Origin of the sequence: Shewanella sp. Pdp11 (assembly GCF_002838165.1) — a bacterium.
In the GTDB taxonomy this organism is placed as follows: Bacteria; Pseudomonadota; Gammaproteobacteria; order Enterobacterales; family Shewanellaceae; genus Shewanella; species Shewanella hafniensis.
In genome coordinates, this window is the sequence record NZ_CP015194.1 from 3,959,471 (window position 1) to 3,976,171 (window position 16,701).

The 16,701-nt window shown below is 46.8% G+C and carries 10 protein-coding genes; 3 read left to right on the forward strand and 7 right to left on the reverse strand.

All coding sequences use genetic code 11. The annotated features are described in order from the left end of the window. Positions 1-195: 195 nt before the first annotated feature. From cydX to purL, 4 genes are all read right to left on the reverse strand, one after another. Positions 196-312, reverse strand: a complete 117-nt coding sequence (gene cydX, locus AYJ58_RS17545) for a cytochrome bd-I oxidase subunit CydX (protein ID WP_006082469.1) — start codon at positions 310-312, stop codon at positions 196-198. Positions 313-331: 19 nt separating this feature from the next. Further along, positions 332-1,471: a cytochrome d ubiquinol oxidase subunit II gene (gene cydB / locus AYJ58_RS17550; protein ID WP_106651105.1), complete on the reverse strand. Its 1,140-nt coding sequence runs from the start codon at positions 1,469-1,471 to the stop codon at positions 332-334. 15 nt (positions 1,472-1,486) lie between these two features. Then, complete coding sequence (locus tag AYJ58_RS17555; protein WP_106651106.1) at positions 1,487-3,043, reverse strand: cytochrome ubiquinol oxidase subunit I; 1,557 nt, start codon at positions 3,041-3,043, stop codon at positions 1,487-1,489. A gap of 1,271 nt (positions 3,044-4,314) precedes the next feature. Next, positions 4,315-8,196 carry a phosphoribosylformylglycinamidine synthase gene (gene purL / locus AYJ58_RS17560; RefSeq protein ID WP_106651107.1) on the reverse strand — a complete coding sequence of 1,294 codons (3,882 nt, stop codon included), beginning with the start codon at positions 8,194-8,196 and terminating at the stop codon, positions 4,315-4,317. A 280-nt stretch (positions 8,197-8,476) separates the two neighbouring features. Here purL and mltF point away from each other — a divergent pair, with 280 nt between their 5' ends. Further along, positions 8,477-9,907, forward strand: a complete 1,431-nt coding sequence (gene mltF, locus AYJ58_RS17565; RefSeq protein ID WP_106651108.1) for a membrane-bound lytic murein transglycosylase MltF — start codon at positions 8,477-8,479, stop codon at positions 9,905-9,907. A gap of 418 nt (positions 9,908-10,325) precedes the next feature. Here mltF and tadA read toward each other — a convergent pair whose 3' ends face one another. Next, complete coding sequence (tadA, locus tag AYJ58_RS17570) at positions 10,326-10,844, reverse strand: tRNA adenosine(34) deaminase TadA (protein WP_106651858.1); 519 nt, start codon at positions 10,842-10,844, stop codon at positions 10,326-10,328. Between the two features lie 393 nt (positions 10,845-11,237). Between tadA and AYJ58_RS17575 the strand changes: the two genes are divergently transcribed. Beyond that, positions 11,238-11,885, forward strand: coding sequence for a GGDEF domain-containing protein (locus tag AYJ58_RS17575; RefSeq protein ID WP_157825785.1), 648 nt, complete (start codon positions 11,238-11,240; stop codon positions 11,883-11,885). Between the two features lie 49 nt (positions 11,886-11,934). Here AYJ58_RS17575 and guaA read toward each other — a convergent pair whose 3' ends face one another. Beyond that, positions 11,935-13,512, reverse strand: coding sequence for a glutamine-hydrolyzing GMP synthase (gene guaA / locus AYJ58_RS17580; RefSeq protein ID WP_106651110.1), 1,578 nt, complete (start codon positions 13,510-13,512; stop codon positions 11,935-11,937). 119 nt (positions 13,513-13,631) lie between these two features. Then, complete coding sequence (guaB, locus tag AYJ58_RS17585) at positions 13,632-15,098, reverse strand: IMP dehydrogenase (protein WP_106651111.1); 1,467 nt, start codon at positions 15,096-15,098, stop codon at positions 13,632-13,634. A gap of 120 nt (positions 15,099-15,218) precedes the next feature. Here guaB and xseA point away from each other — a divergent pair, with 120 nt between their 5' ends. Continuing rightward, a complete protein-coding gene (gene xseA, locus AYJ58_RS17590; protein WP_106651112.1) occupies positions 15,219-16,565 on the forward strand; it encodes an exodeoxyribonuclease VII large subunit in 1,347 nt (448 codons plus the stop codon). Positions 16,566-16,701 lie beyond the last annotated feature (136 nt).

The window sequence follows — 16,701 nt, forward strand, 5'->3', positions numbered from 1 at the left end:
CCACCCACACTGGGTGGCATTTTTATGGGAGCGAGGCACGGGAGTTTTGAGGCATTATTTAAGAAAGTGATAGGAGACCATTATTGAGGATAGCTTTTAGATGAACCCAACACAGGTTAAACCTTGCCTTATCCAGCAAATAAATCCCAGTAAAAAACCCCGCTAGTGCGAGGTTTTTTAAATCGAGTTTAGACGTTACTCGGCATCATCAGCCGATCTGTCCATGTTCTCAGTATTCTCAAGCCACAGGGCATTGATAATCCCGAAAGAACAGGCCAACAAAACCCCTAATATCCACGTAAAATACCACATAGCAGATGCTCCTTAATGCCTAATAGAGAGAGGCTTTGTTATCTTCAATATGTTTACGACCGATACGGCCAAACATTTTGAAATAAGTCCAAACAGTGTAGCTCAATACTATAGGGACGAAAATCGCAGCGGCAGCAGTCATCACCCCTAAGGTAGTTTTACTGGCTGTTGCATCCCACATAGTCAAACTAACGTTAGGGTCTAATGATGATGGCATGACGAATGGGAACATAGCTGCACCGCACGTCAAAATCACCATAGCGACAGTCAGCGAACTGAATAGGAACGCAAAACCTGAACGGTTAAAGCGGCTCACCAGAATCACTAACAGCGGCAATAGCACACCTAAGAAAGGGAACAACATAGTGATGGGGTATTTGTCATAGTTGGCAAGCCAAGCACCCGCTTCAATCGCGACTGTTTTCATTGCTGGGTTAGACACCGCATTATGGTCAAGGACTGATGTCACGACATAACCATCAATACCATTGGCTAACCACACGCCTGCTGCTGCAAACAACACAGCCACTAATAGTGCGAAGAATTGCGTGGCTTTCGCAGCACGAACTCGCAGCTCACTATCAGTCTTCATTTGTAGCCAAGAAGCGCCTTGCATCATAAACATGCTCACGCTCACAAGACCTGCCAGTAGACCGAAAGGATTCAACAGACCGAATAGACCACCGTGGTAAGTCGCACGAAGGAACTCGTCGAATTCAAACGGTACGCCTTGTAACAAGTTACCAAAGGCTACGCCTATGATCAGTGGAGGTACAAAACCGCCGGCAAACAAGGCCCAGTCCCATGACTTACGCCACTTTGGATTTTCAATTTTAGAACGGTAATCGAATCCGACTGGACGCATGTAAAGGGCAAACAGCACTAACATCATGGCGACATAGAAGCCAGAGAAAGACACTGCATACACCATAGGCCAAGCGGCAAATAACGCACCACCTGCTGTGATTAACCACACTTGGTTGCCGTCCCAATGGGGAGCAATAGTGTTGACCATGATACGGCGTTCAGTATCGTCTTTGCCTATGATTGGCAGTAACGCACCGACACCCATGTCAAAACCGTCAGTAACCGCAAATCCGATGAACAGTACGCCGATCAGAGCCCACCAGATAACTCTTAATATTTCATAATCAAACATAATGAAATCCTCTGCTTAGGCTTCTAGGTTCTCGAAATGATAACGACCAGTTTTTAAACTGCTCGGACCAATGCGGGCAAACTTAAACATCAAGAACATCTCAATCACCAGCAACACAGTGTAGAACAGGGTGATAGAAAGGATACTGAACCATAAGTCGCCAGTCGTTAAGCTTGATGCAGACATAAAGGTCGGTAGTACCTCAGAAATCGTCCAAGGTTGACGACCATACTCAGCCACAAACCAACCACACTCAATCGCGATCCAAGGTAATGGCAAGCTATAAAGTGCAGCTTTAAGTACCCATTTCTTCTCAGCGATTTGATGACGTGTGCTTTGCCAGAATGCCGCAGCAAATACGAACAACATGATAAAGCCTAGACCCACCATCACACGGAAGCTCCAGAAAATCGGTGCTACGTTCGGGATAGAATCTTTAGCTGCTGCTTTAATTTGCTCTTCAGTGGCATCAACCACTTTGTCTGTGTAGCGTTTCAGTAAGAAACCATAGCCTAAGTCGACTTTTGCTTCTTCAAAGGCCGCACGCAGTTCAGGGGTTTCTTCACCCGCACGCAGCTTCACTAACATAGCATAAGCTTTCATACCGTTACGGATACGCACTTCATGCTCAGCAATCAAATCACGGATCCCCGTGACTTCTTCATCCAATGAACGTGTTGCCACAATGCCCATCGCATAAGGAATTTTGATCGCATAATCCGTGTGCATGGTTTCTTGATTTGGGAAACCAACCGCAGTAAAGGCCGCAGGAGCAGGTTCTGTGTGCCATTCAGCTTCAATTGCCGCTAACTTAACACGCTGTGCTTCACCGACTTTATAACCAGATTCATCACCTAAGACGATAACCGATAAAATCGCCGCCATACCAAAGCTTGCCGCAATCGCAAATGAGCGACGGGCAAAAGGTAAGTCACGTTTCTTGAGGATGTAATAAGCACTGATCGCCAGCACAAACATGGCACCCGCCACATAACCCGAAGCCACAGTGTGAACAAACTTCACCTGCGCAACAGGGTTAAACACCACTTCGGCGAAGCTGGTCATTTCCATACGCATGGTTTCGTAGTTGAACACAGAACCCACAGGGTTTTGCATCCAACCGTTTGCCACTAAAATCCACAATGCCGACATGTTAGAGCCAAAGGCCACTAACCAAGTCACCACTAAATGCTGACGTTTAGTGAAACGATCCCAACCGAAGAAGAACATACCGACGAAGGTAGATTCGAGGAAAAAGGCCATTAAACCTTCAATAGCTAGAGGCGCACCAAAGATGTCCCCTACGTAATGCGAATAGTAAGACCAGTTAGTACCAAACTGGAATTCCATTGCCAAACCTGTGGTAACCCCCAAGGCAAAGTTAATACCAAATAACTTACCCCAGAACTTAGTCATATCTTTATAAATTTGTTTATCTGTCATCACATACAGTGATTCCATGATAGCCAGCAAAAATGCCAACCCCAAGGTCAAGGGAACAAACAGGAAGTGATACATGGCTGTCAGCGCAAACTGCAACCGCGATAGCTCAACAACCTCTTCAACAATCATCGGTGACTCCTTACTTGGTGCGTCCAATTGCTATGACAAAACCCGCGTCAATCACAGCAAGTGCCTTTGTAGGATAGTGAGTTTTCATTTTGTGTTTATATCTGAACATCAGTATAAACCGTTAAATTTAATCTTTTTCATTAGTTCGAAGCAGCAAGGGTTAAAAAGTACCAATATCCGTCGCATATTGAGACGCGAGTCACACTATCGCAAGTAACTGAGACCAACACCCTACCACTTAATCAATCAAATGATCTCATCGATATAAATATCAGATAGTTAAGATATTTATTCGCTTTCATTTGTGGCTATTTTATACCACCTCGCTTTGATGCAAATCAATCAAACTCAGTGGTTTAGGTGGGTTTTGCGGTGAGGCACACACTTCCCCACTGAGAGGGATTGACAACCACATAAAACAGGAGTAGTGAGCACGCATTAATTAGTGTAAACCCCTACTTTTATTTATTAGCCGCCACAAATCAGCTCCAGCTGCCAAAAAACTAACAAACAAATAATGTTGCAACAAATTAACTAAGAAAACATAAAAATATTTTCAGCGGAAATTAATTTAAAACCTTTAAAATCAATATATAAATCCATACATAGAAATTAGCACATAAAAACAGCATCAAAATTCATTAGTTTTAATAATGAATAATTGTATTTTTTCTCGTTTGAGAAGCTAACCTGAGTTGTTTAATATATATCCTGTGTTAAGGAGACAATTTGGTAGAACTGGTGTCGTAGCCCAGTCAATGCCAACTTCGCGCACATAGGTATTAACTTTTGGTGTGGAGATATCGATATGACTAAATTATTTGAACGTCTGGTTAACAGCTACAAGCGTGTTTTTGTTGAACTTTATACAGCTAATGAGCTGAAATAATCCCCAGAATTACTCGTGAAATTTATTGCATTAATTTGAAGTTTTGTTAGCGCAAAACGAGCCCCCATCTCTTTGAGAGTGGGGGCTTTTTCTATTCTAAAGCCGCAACATCTGCCTTCAACTCTAGAACCCCATAAAACGTCGCTTCCAGTATCAAGTATGCAACATACCTATTAATAGGTATTTACCGATGAAAGAAGCTATTTTTTCACTTTGGTCTATTAGATTATTTGCAATAAGTGTTAATGATTTGAAATCCAAGATATTTCATAAAAGTGCATTTTAAATATAAAAAAAGGAGCGAAATTATCGCTCCTTTTTTACGATTAACTAAACCCACTTTTACCCATCAATACAGGTAAAAGCCGCTGAGTTTACTCGCTTAACCTAAGGTCACTCGCGCATTACGGAACATACGCATCCAAGGGCTATCTTCACCCCAAGCATCTGGATGCCAAGAGTTAGCGACCGTTCTGAACACACGTTCAGGATGCGGCATCATCAAAGTAACGCGTCCGTCAGTGGTACAAATGCCCGTTAGGCCATTTGGAGAACCGTTCGGGTTTTGTGGATACTGAGTTGCGATATCGCCCTTGCCATTGACAAAGCGCAGGGCAATTGTGCCAGACGCTTCGGCCATCGCCAGCGCTTCAGCGCTGGCAAACTCAGCCAAACCTTCACCGTGTGATACGGCGATAGGCATACGCGAACCCACCATACCTTGGAAGAATAACGACGGGCTCTGTTGCACTTCAACTAAGCTGAAACGCGCTTCGAAACGCTCTGAGCGGTTACGCACAAAACGCGGCCAATGTTCGCTTCCTGGAATAATTTTTTTCAGGTTTGACAGCATTTGGCAACCGTTACACACGCCAAGGGCAAAACTTGAGTCACGTTCGAAGAAACGTGAAAACTCATTGCGGGCACGCTCGTTAAACAGAATCGACTTAGCCCAACCTTCACCTGCGCCTAATACGTCACCATAAGAGAAGCCACCACAGGCCACAAGACCTTGGAAATCCTCTAGGCTAATACGGCCAGATAAAATGTCCGACATGTGTACGTCGCGGCTTTCAAATCCAGCGCGGTCAAAAGCAGCGGCCATTTCAACGTGGGAGTTAACGCCCTGCTCACGCAAAATCGCCATCTTAGGTGCAGCGCCCTTAAGGATATAAGGTGCGGCAACGTCAGCACTTGGATCAAAACTTAAGTTAACGGTTAAGCCTAAATCGGTTCCGTCTTGCTTAAGTTTGAACTCTTCAAGTGCGCAGGCTGGGTTATCACGCAGTGCTTGCATACGATAGGTGGTTTCTGACCACACAGTGCGCAGCGCTACACGGCTATCACTGAAGATTTCACGCGCGCCATCATTAATGGTGATGCGTTGATCGTCAGCTAACGTGCCGATCACGTGGCAAGGTACGCCTGCGATAGCAAACTGAGCGGCAATTTTCGCCGCATTGTCGCGGCTCACTTGCAGCACAGCGCCGAGCTCTTCATTAAAGAGTCGCTCTAAATCCGTGCCCTGTAGATCTTCTAAATCGATATTCAGACCTGTATTACCCGCAAAGGCCATTTCCACTAAGGTAGTGAATAAACCGCCGTCGCTACGGTCGTGGTAAGCGATAACCGATTTCTTAGCAACTAGATTTTGCATGGTTTCGAAGAAACCGCGCAGCAGTGCAGCATCGTCAAGATCCGGCGCAACATCACCCAGCTCACCAAACACTTGGGCTAAACAAGAACCGCCTAAACGATTTTTGCCCGCGCCTAAATCCACTAACAGTAAAGACGTTTCGCCCTTATCTGTGCGCAGTTCTGGCGTTACTGTATTGCGAATATCTTGCACCACACCAAAGGCGGTGATGACCAATGACATAGGCGATGTCACGGTTTTATCCGCGCCATCTTGCTGCCATGCGGTCTTCATCGACATAGAGTCTTTACCGACCGGAATAGTCAGGCTGAGCTCTGGACACAGTTCTTCACCCACGGCTTTCACCGCTTCATAAAGACCCGCATCTTCGCCAGGGTGACCCGCGGCAGACATCCAGTTGGCAGAAAGCTTGATACGCTTAAATGAACCGATATCGGCACCGGCGATGTTCATGATGGATTCAGCCACCGCCATACGGGCAGAGGCGCCAAAATCAAGCAGTGCCAGCGGTGTACGCTCGCCCAGAGACATAGCTTCACCGGCGTAGGTATCAAAGCTTGCCGCTGTGACCGCGCAATCGGCCACAGGTACTTGCCATGGACCCACCATTTGGTCACGGTTAACTAAACCCGTAACAGTGCGGTCACCAATGGTGATAAGGAAGGTTTTATCCGCAACGGTAGGCAAGCTCAGTACGCGTTTAACCGCTTCTTTAACTTCAATATTATCTTGCGCTAACGCGGGTGATACCGCTTTAGCCGATACCACATCGCGGCTCATCTTAGGCGCTTTGCCTAATAAGACTTCAAGCGGTAAATCGATAGGATTATTATCGAAATGGCTGTCGCTAAGCGTTAAATGTTTTTCAGCTGTTGCTTCACCCACAACCGCAAACGGGGCACGCTCACGCTCACAAATTGCAGTAAATAGTGCGAGGTTTTCAGGGGCAACGGACATCACATAACGTTCTTGTGATTCGTTACACCAGATTTCCAGCGGGCTCATGCCAGGCTCATCTGAAGGCACGTTACGCAGATTGAATAAACCGCCGCGCTCGCCGTCATTCACAAGTTCAGGGAAAGCGTTCGACAAACCGCCCGCGCCCACATCGTGGATAAATTGGATAGGGTTTTTATCGCCAAGCTGCCAACAGCGGTCAATCACTTCCTGACATCGACGTTCCATTTCGGGGTTTTCACGTTGCACAGAAGCAAAGTCGAGATCTTCACTCGATTGACCCGATGCCATAGATGAAGCAGCGCCGCCGCCCAAACCAATGTTCATCGCAGGGCCACCCAGCACAATCAGCTTAGCGCCGACGGTGATTTCGCCCTTCTGTACATGCTCTTCGCGAATGTTACCCAAACCACCGGCTAACATAATCGGCTTATGGTAACCACGGACTTCTACGCCGTTATGGCTGCTGACTTCCTGCTCGTAGGTACGGAAATAACCGACCAGTGCCGGACGACCAAACTCGTTGTTAAATGCCGCGCCGCCCAGTGGGCCTTCGGTCATAATGTCCAGCGCGCTCACGATACGTTCTGGCTTGCCATAGTTGCCTTCCCATGGTTGAACAAAACCCGGGATTTTTAAATTGGATACACTAAAGCCTGTTAAACCCGCTTTAGGTTTAGAACCACGGCCCGTCGCGCCTTCATCACGAATTTCACCACCTGAACCGGTTGCAGCGCCAGGATAGGGGCTGATGGCGGTTGGATGGTTGTGGGTTTCCACTTTCATCAGGATGTGCATTGGTTCAGTGTGGTAGTTGTATACCCCATCAGGATCGGGGAAGAAACGACCGGCAACCGAGCCTTCCATCACAGCAGCGTTATCTTTGTAGGCAGATAACACGTGATCAGGCGTGGTTTCAAAGGTGTTCTTGATCATCTTGAACAGTGACTTAGGCTGAACTTCACCGTCAATGGTCCAATCTGCGTTAAAAATCTTATGACGACAATGCTCAGAGTTCGCCTGGGCAAACATCATCAATTCGATGTCGTGGGGATTACGGCCTAAACGGACGAAGTTCTCGACTAAATAGTCGATTTCATCTTCGGCTAAGGCAAGGCCCAATGCTGTGTTAGCCACTTCAAGTGCGCGGCGACCTTCCCCAAGAATATTGACGCTCTTAAACGGCGCAGGCTCAGTGCGCTTAAACAGCACATCGGCTTTGGTAAAATCATCGAGGATAATTTCCACCATGCGATCGTGCAGCAACGCATTCAGGGCTTGTTGCTGAGGCGCTGTCAGTGCATCTGACTCGACATAATACGCAACGCCTCGCTCCAAACGCTTCACTTTACCAAGGCCACAATTGTGTGCGATGTCAGTGGCTTTTGAAGACCAAGGAGAAATAGTACCGGGGCGAGGAGTGACAAACAGGAGTGAACCTTGGGGGATATGAGCTTCTATCGCAGGTCCATAGGTGAGAATTTTTTCAAGTTGCTGGCGTTCATTTGTGTCGAGCAACTCGCTCAAATCCGCTAAATGAACATACTCAGCATAAATTTGGCGTACCGGAAGCGCAGCGTTTTCGCAGGCCTCCATCAGCTTTTGCACCCTAAACGTCGAGAGTGCAGGGGCTCCGCGGATGATCTCCATCACGTCTATTCACCTTATTATTTATTATTGCAGGGGTCAGAGGTGGCGCTATTATAAGGAAATGTCTGCCACAAATCACCTGTGACCTTACGCAAAACAGTGTTTCCTGTGATATAAAAAACGCGACCATTTTAAGCCGCCATTTTCCCCCACGAATGATTTTTTTACGTTATCGCAGACAAACGGATATAATCCCACCAATGTCGGCCAGTTCACCCCATATGCCCCACTGTTAACTTGCTATCTATAATATTGATTTTATTTACTATAAGTACATTTAATGACTCGATTCCTGTTCGCTCTTATCTTAGGTTTCTTACTGACTGCCTGTCAGCAGGTGACCGTGGACGACACAGAATTCGTGCCGAAAAAATTAACTGAGTTAAGAGTCGGGACACTTTACGGCCCACAGATTTATATGACATCGGGTCAAGGTGATAGCGGTTTCGATTACGATATGGCGGTATTGTTCGCCGAGTACTTAGATGTGCCCTTAAAAATGGTGCCCTACACTAACCGCACCGAGCTGTACGAAGCCCTTAAAAAGAATGAAATCGACCTGATTGCTGCGGGCATGACAGAAACACCCGCAAGGCGTGAACAGTTCCGCCTAGGGCCGCCGTTGTACCGCGTTAATCAAGTATTGGTGTATCGCGAAGGCATGCCAGCGCCCAAAGACATCAGCGACTTAAAAGGTAAGATCACTGTCATCGCCGACTCTTCCTTCGTCGAGACATTAACTCAATTGCAAAAGCATTATCCGACGCTGGTGTGGGATCAAATTACCGACAAAGACAGCGAAGAATTACTGGCCATGATCGCCAACAAAGAAATTGACTACACCATAGCAGACTCCAGCAGCGTACAAATCAATCGCCGCTACTTGCCCGATCTGCGCTCAGGCCCCGTACTTGAAGAAAAGCTCGATGTGGTCTGGCTGTTACCGCCGACCCGCAGTGATGAACTCATGAGCCAATTACTGGCTTTTTGGCACCAAGAAAAACTGGCTGGCACGCTCGATCATCTCAACGAGAAATACTTTGGCCATGTGAAGCGCTTCGATTATGTCGATACTCGGGCATTTATCCGCGCTATCGAAACCGTTTTGCCCCGCTATCGTCAGTTATTTGAAACCCATGCGGGCAATTTAGATTGGCGTAAGCTTGCGGCGACTAGCTATCAAGAGTCCCATTGGAATCCCCATGCCCGCTCGGCAACGGGAGTACGTGGCATGATGATGTTGACTCAGCCTACGGCAAAAGAAATTGGCATCACCAACCGTTTGGATGCGGAAGAAAGTATCCGCGGCGGCGCAGCCTATTTGAACGACATGATCAATCGTCTGCCGGAATCCATTCCCGAGAGTCAACGCATGTGGTTTGCACTGGCGTCCTACAACATAGGGTATGCCCATGTTGAAGATGCGCGAAAGCTGGCTGAATCGATGGAGTTAAATCCCAATGCGTGGCGAGATTTAAAGAAAGTGCTGCCACTGCTGCAAAAGCGTAAATACTATCAAAAAACCCGCTACGGCTACGCCAGAGGCAGTGAAGCAGTCCATTACGTTGACAGTATTCGCCGCTACTACGACACGTTAGTCTGGGTAGATAATCAGTCGAAACAGCAAAACCCCGAGGAAGAACCGAGCGATCTTGCGTCGGAAGAACCCGCCATTCCCGCTGGAACATTGAGCCCAGAACAACCTCAATAATCCGCATTGCCTGAGCCCAGTCTTTAGATCTGGGTTTCTAGAAACTTAAATCAAAAAGCCAAACTGCTAAACCAAAGCTCTGTGAGCTCAGCATCTGAAACTCAGTGCCAGAACCAAGCAGGCTTTACCAACTTAGGTTTACGCTTAAAAACATCGCTTAGTTCAGCTTATCTGACCAGTGCTATTGCTGCGCTCAAGTGCAACTGCTACTGTCTTGGAGTTATGACCTGCGATACATCACTGCAGGGCATCAATAATAACAATGAATGGGGTCAATATGAGAAGAAAAACCATCAGCAATACTGTCGCGCGTCGTCGTACTTTACTCAAAGTTCGCCATCGTCGTATTTTGAATCGTCAGAAACTGTTCTTTACTTTTATTCAGTCTCAGGATTAATCCTGTCGCTTTTACCACTGTTTACTCAATTGCTTGCAGCGCCTTTTGAGCCTGTTTCAGGGCTTTTTTCTCCTCTCTACGCCGTTTAAAAAAACGACTCAATTGCGCGCTACAGGCATCGGCTAATACACCCGATGTGACTTCAACTTGATGATTAAATGCTGGGTGTTGCAGTAAATTCACTACCGTCCCCGCAGCACCGGTTTTTTCATCCCGAGCACCATAAACCACCCGCGCGATCCGGCTGTGCACCATGGCACCTGCACACATAGCACAAGGTTCAAGGGTGACATATAAAGTCGCGTCTAACAGGCGATAGTTTTCGACCAAGCGCCCCGCTTCCCGCAAACATAAAATTTCCGCATGGGCGCTAGGATCATGTTGGCTAATGGATAAGTTGTAACCCGTCGCAATTTGCTGACCGTCTTTGACCAGAACCGCCCCGACAGGTACTTCGCCCTCGGCCTCGGCTTTCTCGGCCATCAACATAGCCACTTGCATCCAGTGTTCGTCCTGCTGCGATTGTTCAACTTGCTGCATTTGCTCCACTCACACGCTCATTTAATTAGCCTGAAAATAAAACCGGATTATAACAGCCAATCGCCTACATATCACAAAGTCAGCATTTCCAATGCAAGCCCCCAGCATAACACTGCCATCACACTATACTTTACCTATGGTTTTATCATCGATACTCCAATGACTCGATACTTTTGGCAGTGGTTAATTCTGATCATAAGTGCAGGCTTTTCTTGCATTATGCTGCACGGCAAGTCCATTAATAACGAAATCAATTATTACGAACTCAGCCTTGAATTGATCCGTTCTATCATTTGGTTATTTATGATGTTCTATATCAGCTACACGCGACATAACCGTCAAATCTATCTTTGGCTGTTAATTGGCTGTGGGAGCCTATTCATAGGTAACAATATGAATATACTGGATGAATTATCTACCTTCGAAGCCAGTTACTATCAAGAAGTCGAAGACTTACTCTTTACCTTTGGCATTCTCTGCGCTTGGTTCGGCCTCTATCAATTAATCCAACAACAAATCACCAAAAACCAAATACTCAATATTGCCGCAAATACCGACCCGCTAACAGGGCTGCTAAATCGACGCAGTTTCAATCAAAATGTCGAAAACAGTACCGACAATAATCCCAGTGCTTACTTAATCCTCGACATAGATCACTTCAAACAAATCAATGACACCTATGGCCATGCAGCGGGTGATTATGTATTAACAAAGCTTGCAAAACACATCAGCAAGAGTCTACGTAAACAAGATAGAGTTGCCCGCTGGGGAGGTGAAGAGTTTCTCATTGAGCTTAAACACTGCGATAGTCATACGGCCCAACTCAAAGCCGAACAACTCAGAGCGCTAATTGAAAGAAGTGATTATCACTTTTCAGGTCAGTATCTAAGCGTCACAGTCAGTATTGGTATCGCAACCGTTGCAAATCAACACCTAAATAGAGATGAGATCATTAACCTTGCTGATAAAGCGCTATATCAGGCCAAAAACGGCGGGAGAAATCGAGTGGTTCTTGCTAGTGATCTCAAACAGAATGAATAACAAAAAAGGCGCACTAGGCGCCTTTAAATCGTTAATTCAGATAATTAACTTATTCCCATTCGATAGTCGCTGGCGGCTTGCCAGAGATATCGTAAACCACGCGGGAAATGCCATCGACTTCGTTGATGATGCGGTTTGATACACGACCTAAGAAATCATACGGCAGATGTGCCCAATGGGCTGTCATAAAATCAATGGTTTCTACGGCACGCAGTGACACAACCCAGTCATATTTACGGCCATCACCCATCACGCCAACTGAGCGTACAGGTAAGAACACGGTAAAGGCTTGGCTGACTTTATTGTATAAGTCGGCTTTATGCAGTTCTTCGATGAAGATGGCATCGGCGCGGCGCAGTAAGTCACAGTATTCTTTCTTCACTTCACCTAATACACGCACACCAAGACCTGGTCCTGGGAACGGGTGACGATAAAGCATGTTGTATGGCAGACCTAACTCTAAACCAATTTTGCGCACTTCATCTTTGAACAGTTCGCGCAGTGGCTCAACTAAACCCAGTTCCATATCGTCTGGCAAACCGCCAACGTTATGGTGCGACTTGATCACATGTGCTTTACCTGTGGCGCTGCCAGCAGATTCAATCACGTCTGGATAAATCGTGCCTTGCGCTAGCCATTTTGCATTAGCGCATTTTTTCGATTCTTCATCGAAAATTTCCACAAATACGCGGCCGATGATCTTACGCTTAGCTTCTGGATCGGCTTCGCCTTTCATCGCATCGAGGAAGCGATTTTCCGCATCAACATGAATGATATTCAGGCCGAAATGATCGCCAAACATTTCCATCACTTGCTCGGCTTCATTCAAACGTAATAAACCGTTATCAACGAATACGCAGGTCAGTTTTTTGCCGATAGCGCGGTGCAGCAACATAGCTACAACCGAAGAATCGACACCGCCCGACAAGCCTAAAATCACTTCATCATCACCAATTTGCTTCTTCAAGCGCTCAATTGCATCTTCGATGATAGAAGAAGGTTTCCAGTTGGCCGCACAGCCACAAATGTTTAAGGCAAAGTGCGATAACATGCGCATACCTTGGCGAGTGTGGGTCACTTCTGGGTGGAACTGTACGCCATAGAATTGTTTGGCTTCATTTGCCATAGCGGCAAAGGGACAAGTATCCGTTTTAGCGACCGCCACAAATCCTTCAGGAATCGCCGACACTTTATCGCCGTGGCTCATCCATACGTCGAGTAAGGGTTTACCTTCGCTGCTAACCGCATCTTCGATGCCTTTGAATAGCAACGAATCTGTCAGCATTTCAATTTGCGCGTAGCCGAATTCACCTTCGCCCACACCTTGGATCACTTTACCGCCCAGCTGCTCAGACATGGTTTGCATGCCGTAACAAATGCCCAGTACCGGCACGCCTGCGGTAAAGACGTATTCAGGCGCACGCGGCGAGTTTTCAGCCGTGACACTTTCTGGTCCGCCCGCAAGAATAATGCCGTTCGGGGCAAATTCGCGGATTTGGGCCTCGGTGACATCCCAAGCCCATAATTCACAGTAAACGCCGATTTCACGGATACGACGGGCAATCAGTTGAGTGTACTGGGATCCAAAATCGAGGATCAGTATCTTGTGCTCATGAATATCGCTCATGGGTAACCTTTATCTCATCTATTGTTTTAACATTGCTCAACGCGGCGATAGCCAGCCTTGAGTATTGGATCACACGCTTTACAAAGAGGCGGCTTATCGCCGCCCCTTTTATCAAACGATTAAGAACCTGAACGATAGTTCGGCGCTTCTTTAGTGATAGTCACATCGTGCACGTGGGACTCACCCATACCAGCTGAAGTTACTTTCACAAATTGGGCTTTTTCATTCAGTTCTTGAATGGTGGCACAACCGGTTAAGCCCATGCATGAACGTAGGCCACCCATATGCTGATGGATGATTTCCTTCAACTTACCTTTGTAAGGTACGCGACCTTCAATGCCTTCTGGCACGAGTTTGTCGGCAGCATTGTCAGATTGGAAATAACGGTCAGATGAACCTTGAGACATAGCGCCTAAAGAACCCATGCCGCGATAAGATTTATACGCACGGCCTTGATAAAGTTCAGTTTCGCCCGGCGCTTCATCGGTACCAGCGAACATTGAGCCTGCCATGATGCAAGATGCACCGGCCGCTAATGCTTTAGCTAAGTCGCCAGAAAAACGTACGCCACCGTCGGCAATAACCGGAATACCTAAGCCTTTTACGGCTGCGGCTGCATCTGAAACTGCTGTGATTTGTGGCACGCCAACACCGGTTACAATACGCGTCGTACAAATTGAGCCAGGGCCAATACCCACTTTAACTGCGTTAACGCCAGCTTCAACCAGTGCTAATGCACCTTCAGCCGTAGCTACGTTACCACCAATAATTTGCAATGTTGGGTGTTTAGCACGCGTTTCACGAATGCGTTGCAAAACGCCTTCAGAATGGCCGTGGGAAGAATCGATAAGTAATACGTCAACGCCAGCTTTAACCAGTGCATCAACGCGCTCTTCGTTACCAGCACCCGCGCCAACGGCGGCGCCAACACGTAGACGGCCTAACTCATCTTTACAGGCGTTAGGTTTACGTTCGGCTTTCTCGAAGTCTTTAACTGTGATCAAACCTTTCAGTTTAAAGTTATCATCAACAACAAGGACTTTTTCGATACGGTGTGAGTGCATCAATTTTTGCACTTCATCTAATTTAGTGCCTTCGGCAACTGTGACTAAACGCGCTTTAGGCGTCATCACTTCTTCTACCGTTTTGCTCCAATCTGTGACGAAACGTACGTCACGGCCAGTAATGATACCAACCAACTCGTTTGCTTCGTTAACCACGGGATAACCAGCAAAACCATTCTTCAGTGTCAATACTTTCAGATCGGCTAAGGTCGTAGATGGCGTCACAGTCACAGGTTGTTGAACCACGCCCGCTTCGTAAATTTTTACTTTACGCACTTCTTCGGCTTGTTTTTCAATGCTCATGTTTTTATGAATAAAACCTAAACCGCCTTCCTGCGCCATAGCGATCGCAAGACGAGCTTCGGTAACTGTGTCCATAGCGGCAGACACAAGTGGGATATTCAATTCAATGGTATTGGTCAGGCGAGTTTTAAGAATGGCGGTATTTGGGAGTACAGTCGAATGCGCAGGAACAAGCAACACATCGTCAAAAGTAAGCGCTTCTTTAATTAAACGTAGCATATGCAACATCTCCCCAGTTGAGTAGGATTTAGAGGTGAAATATTGCGGCGGGATTATACCTTGCATATCGGCACTGGTAAATGGAAAATAGCAAATATCCCCATTTAATTGAGTAATTCGATGCAAGGCGCCAAAAACAATATTTATACTGTCTCGCGACTAAATGGTGAAGTCAGACAAATTCTCGAGGGACAACTGGGTAAAATTTGGCTCAATGGCGAAATATCCAACTTTTCCTCCCCCAGCTCAGGTCATTGGTATCTCACCTTAAAAGACCACTCTTCCCAGATCCGTTGTGCCATGTTTAAAAGCCGTAACCAAACGGTCAGCTTTAAGCCCATCAATGGTCAGCAAGTGTTAGTCAAAGGCGCGATCAGCGTGTATGAACCCAGAGGCGACTATCAATTATTGATTGAGTCCATGCTGCCAGCAGGGGATGGACTACTCGCCCAGCAGTTCGATGCACTCAAGATGAAGCTCGCCGCCGAAGGGTTATTTGCCGCCGATACCAAAAGATTGCTGCCAAAAAACATCCAACGCATTGGCGTTATTACTTCGCCAACCGGCGCAGCGATTCGCGATGTCTTACACGTACTCGCAAGGCGCGACCCTTCAATCGAAGTCATTATCTATCCGACTCAAGTTCAAGGTGAAACCGCGGCACAGAGTATTTGTCAGGCAATCAATATCGCCAACCAACGTTTAGAGGTCGACGTATTACTGCTCACCCGTGGTGGCGGTTCGCTTGAAGATTTGTGGTGTTTTAACAGCGAAGCCCTCGCCCACACAATTTATAACAGCGCCCTGCCCGTGGTCAGCGCCGTAGGCCACGAAGTCGACACCACCATCAGTGATTACGTTGCCGATATTCGCGCCCCAACACCATCTGCAGGTGCAGAGTTGTTATCCCAAGATAGCGACAATAAGGCGCAAAAACTCGCAACAGCTTTATCGCGCCTGCAACAAAGTGCGAAACATTATCAGCTTAAACAAGAAAGACGGCTCAGCTTGCTTGAGCACAGGCTGCAACGCCAAGATCCCAAACGGACCTTGCAGCAGTTCGAACAAAGATTCGATGAGATGCAATTAAGACTGGAGTCGGCGCTGTCGAATCGCTTACACCTGCTCAGCCGTCGTCAGCAGTTGCTCGCAAGTCGCCTTGAACAGCAATCTCCCAATCATAAGCTAGCCATTGAGGGGAACCGCCTAAGTTATCTTGCGAGTCGCTTACAGGATGCATTACAGGACAAACTCAGCCAAAGTGAGCAACGGATAAAATACGCGGCCCATCAGCTTGAAACCGTCAGTCCGCTTGCGACATTGAGCCGTGGTTACAGCATCACCACTGACATCCACAATCAAGTGGTCGACTCTGCCGATAAACTGACAATCGGTGATAGCCTGCAAACCCGCTTTCGCCATGGGCAAGTGATATCAACCGTCACTCAGATAAATTTGCTTGAATAAGTTGATAGTTAGAATACTGATATTTATAGCTTAGATAAGCAATTTTATACTTAAGGTAAAAACAATAAGGCGCAGAATTTATCTGCGCCTTTCTATGTTGTCTAGTTTTGTTCTAGCATCCCATGCAAATAGTTTT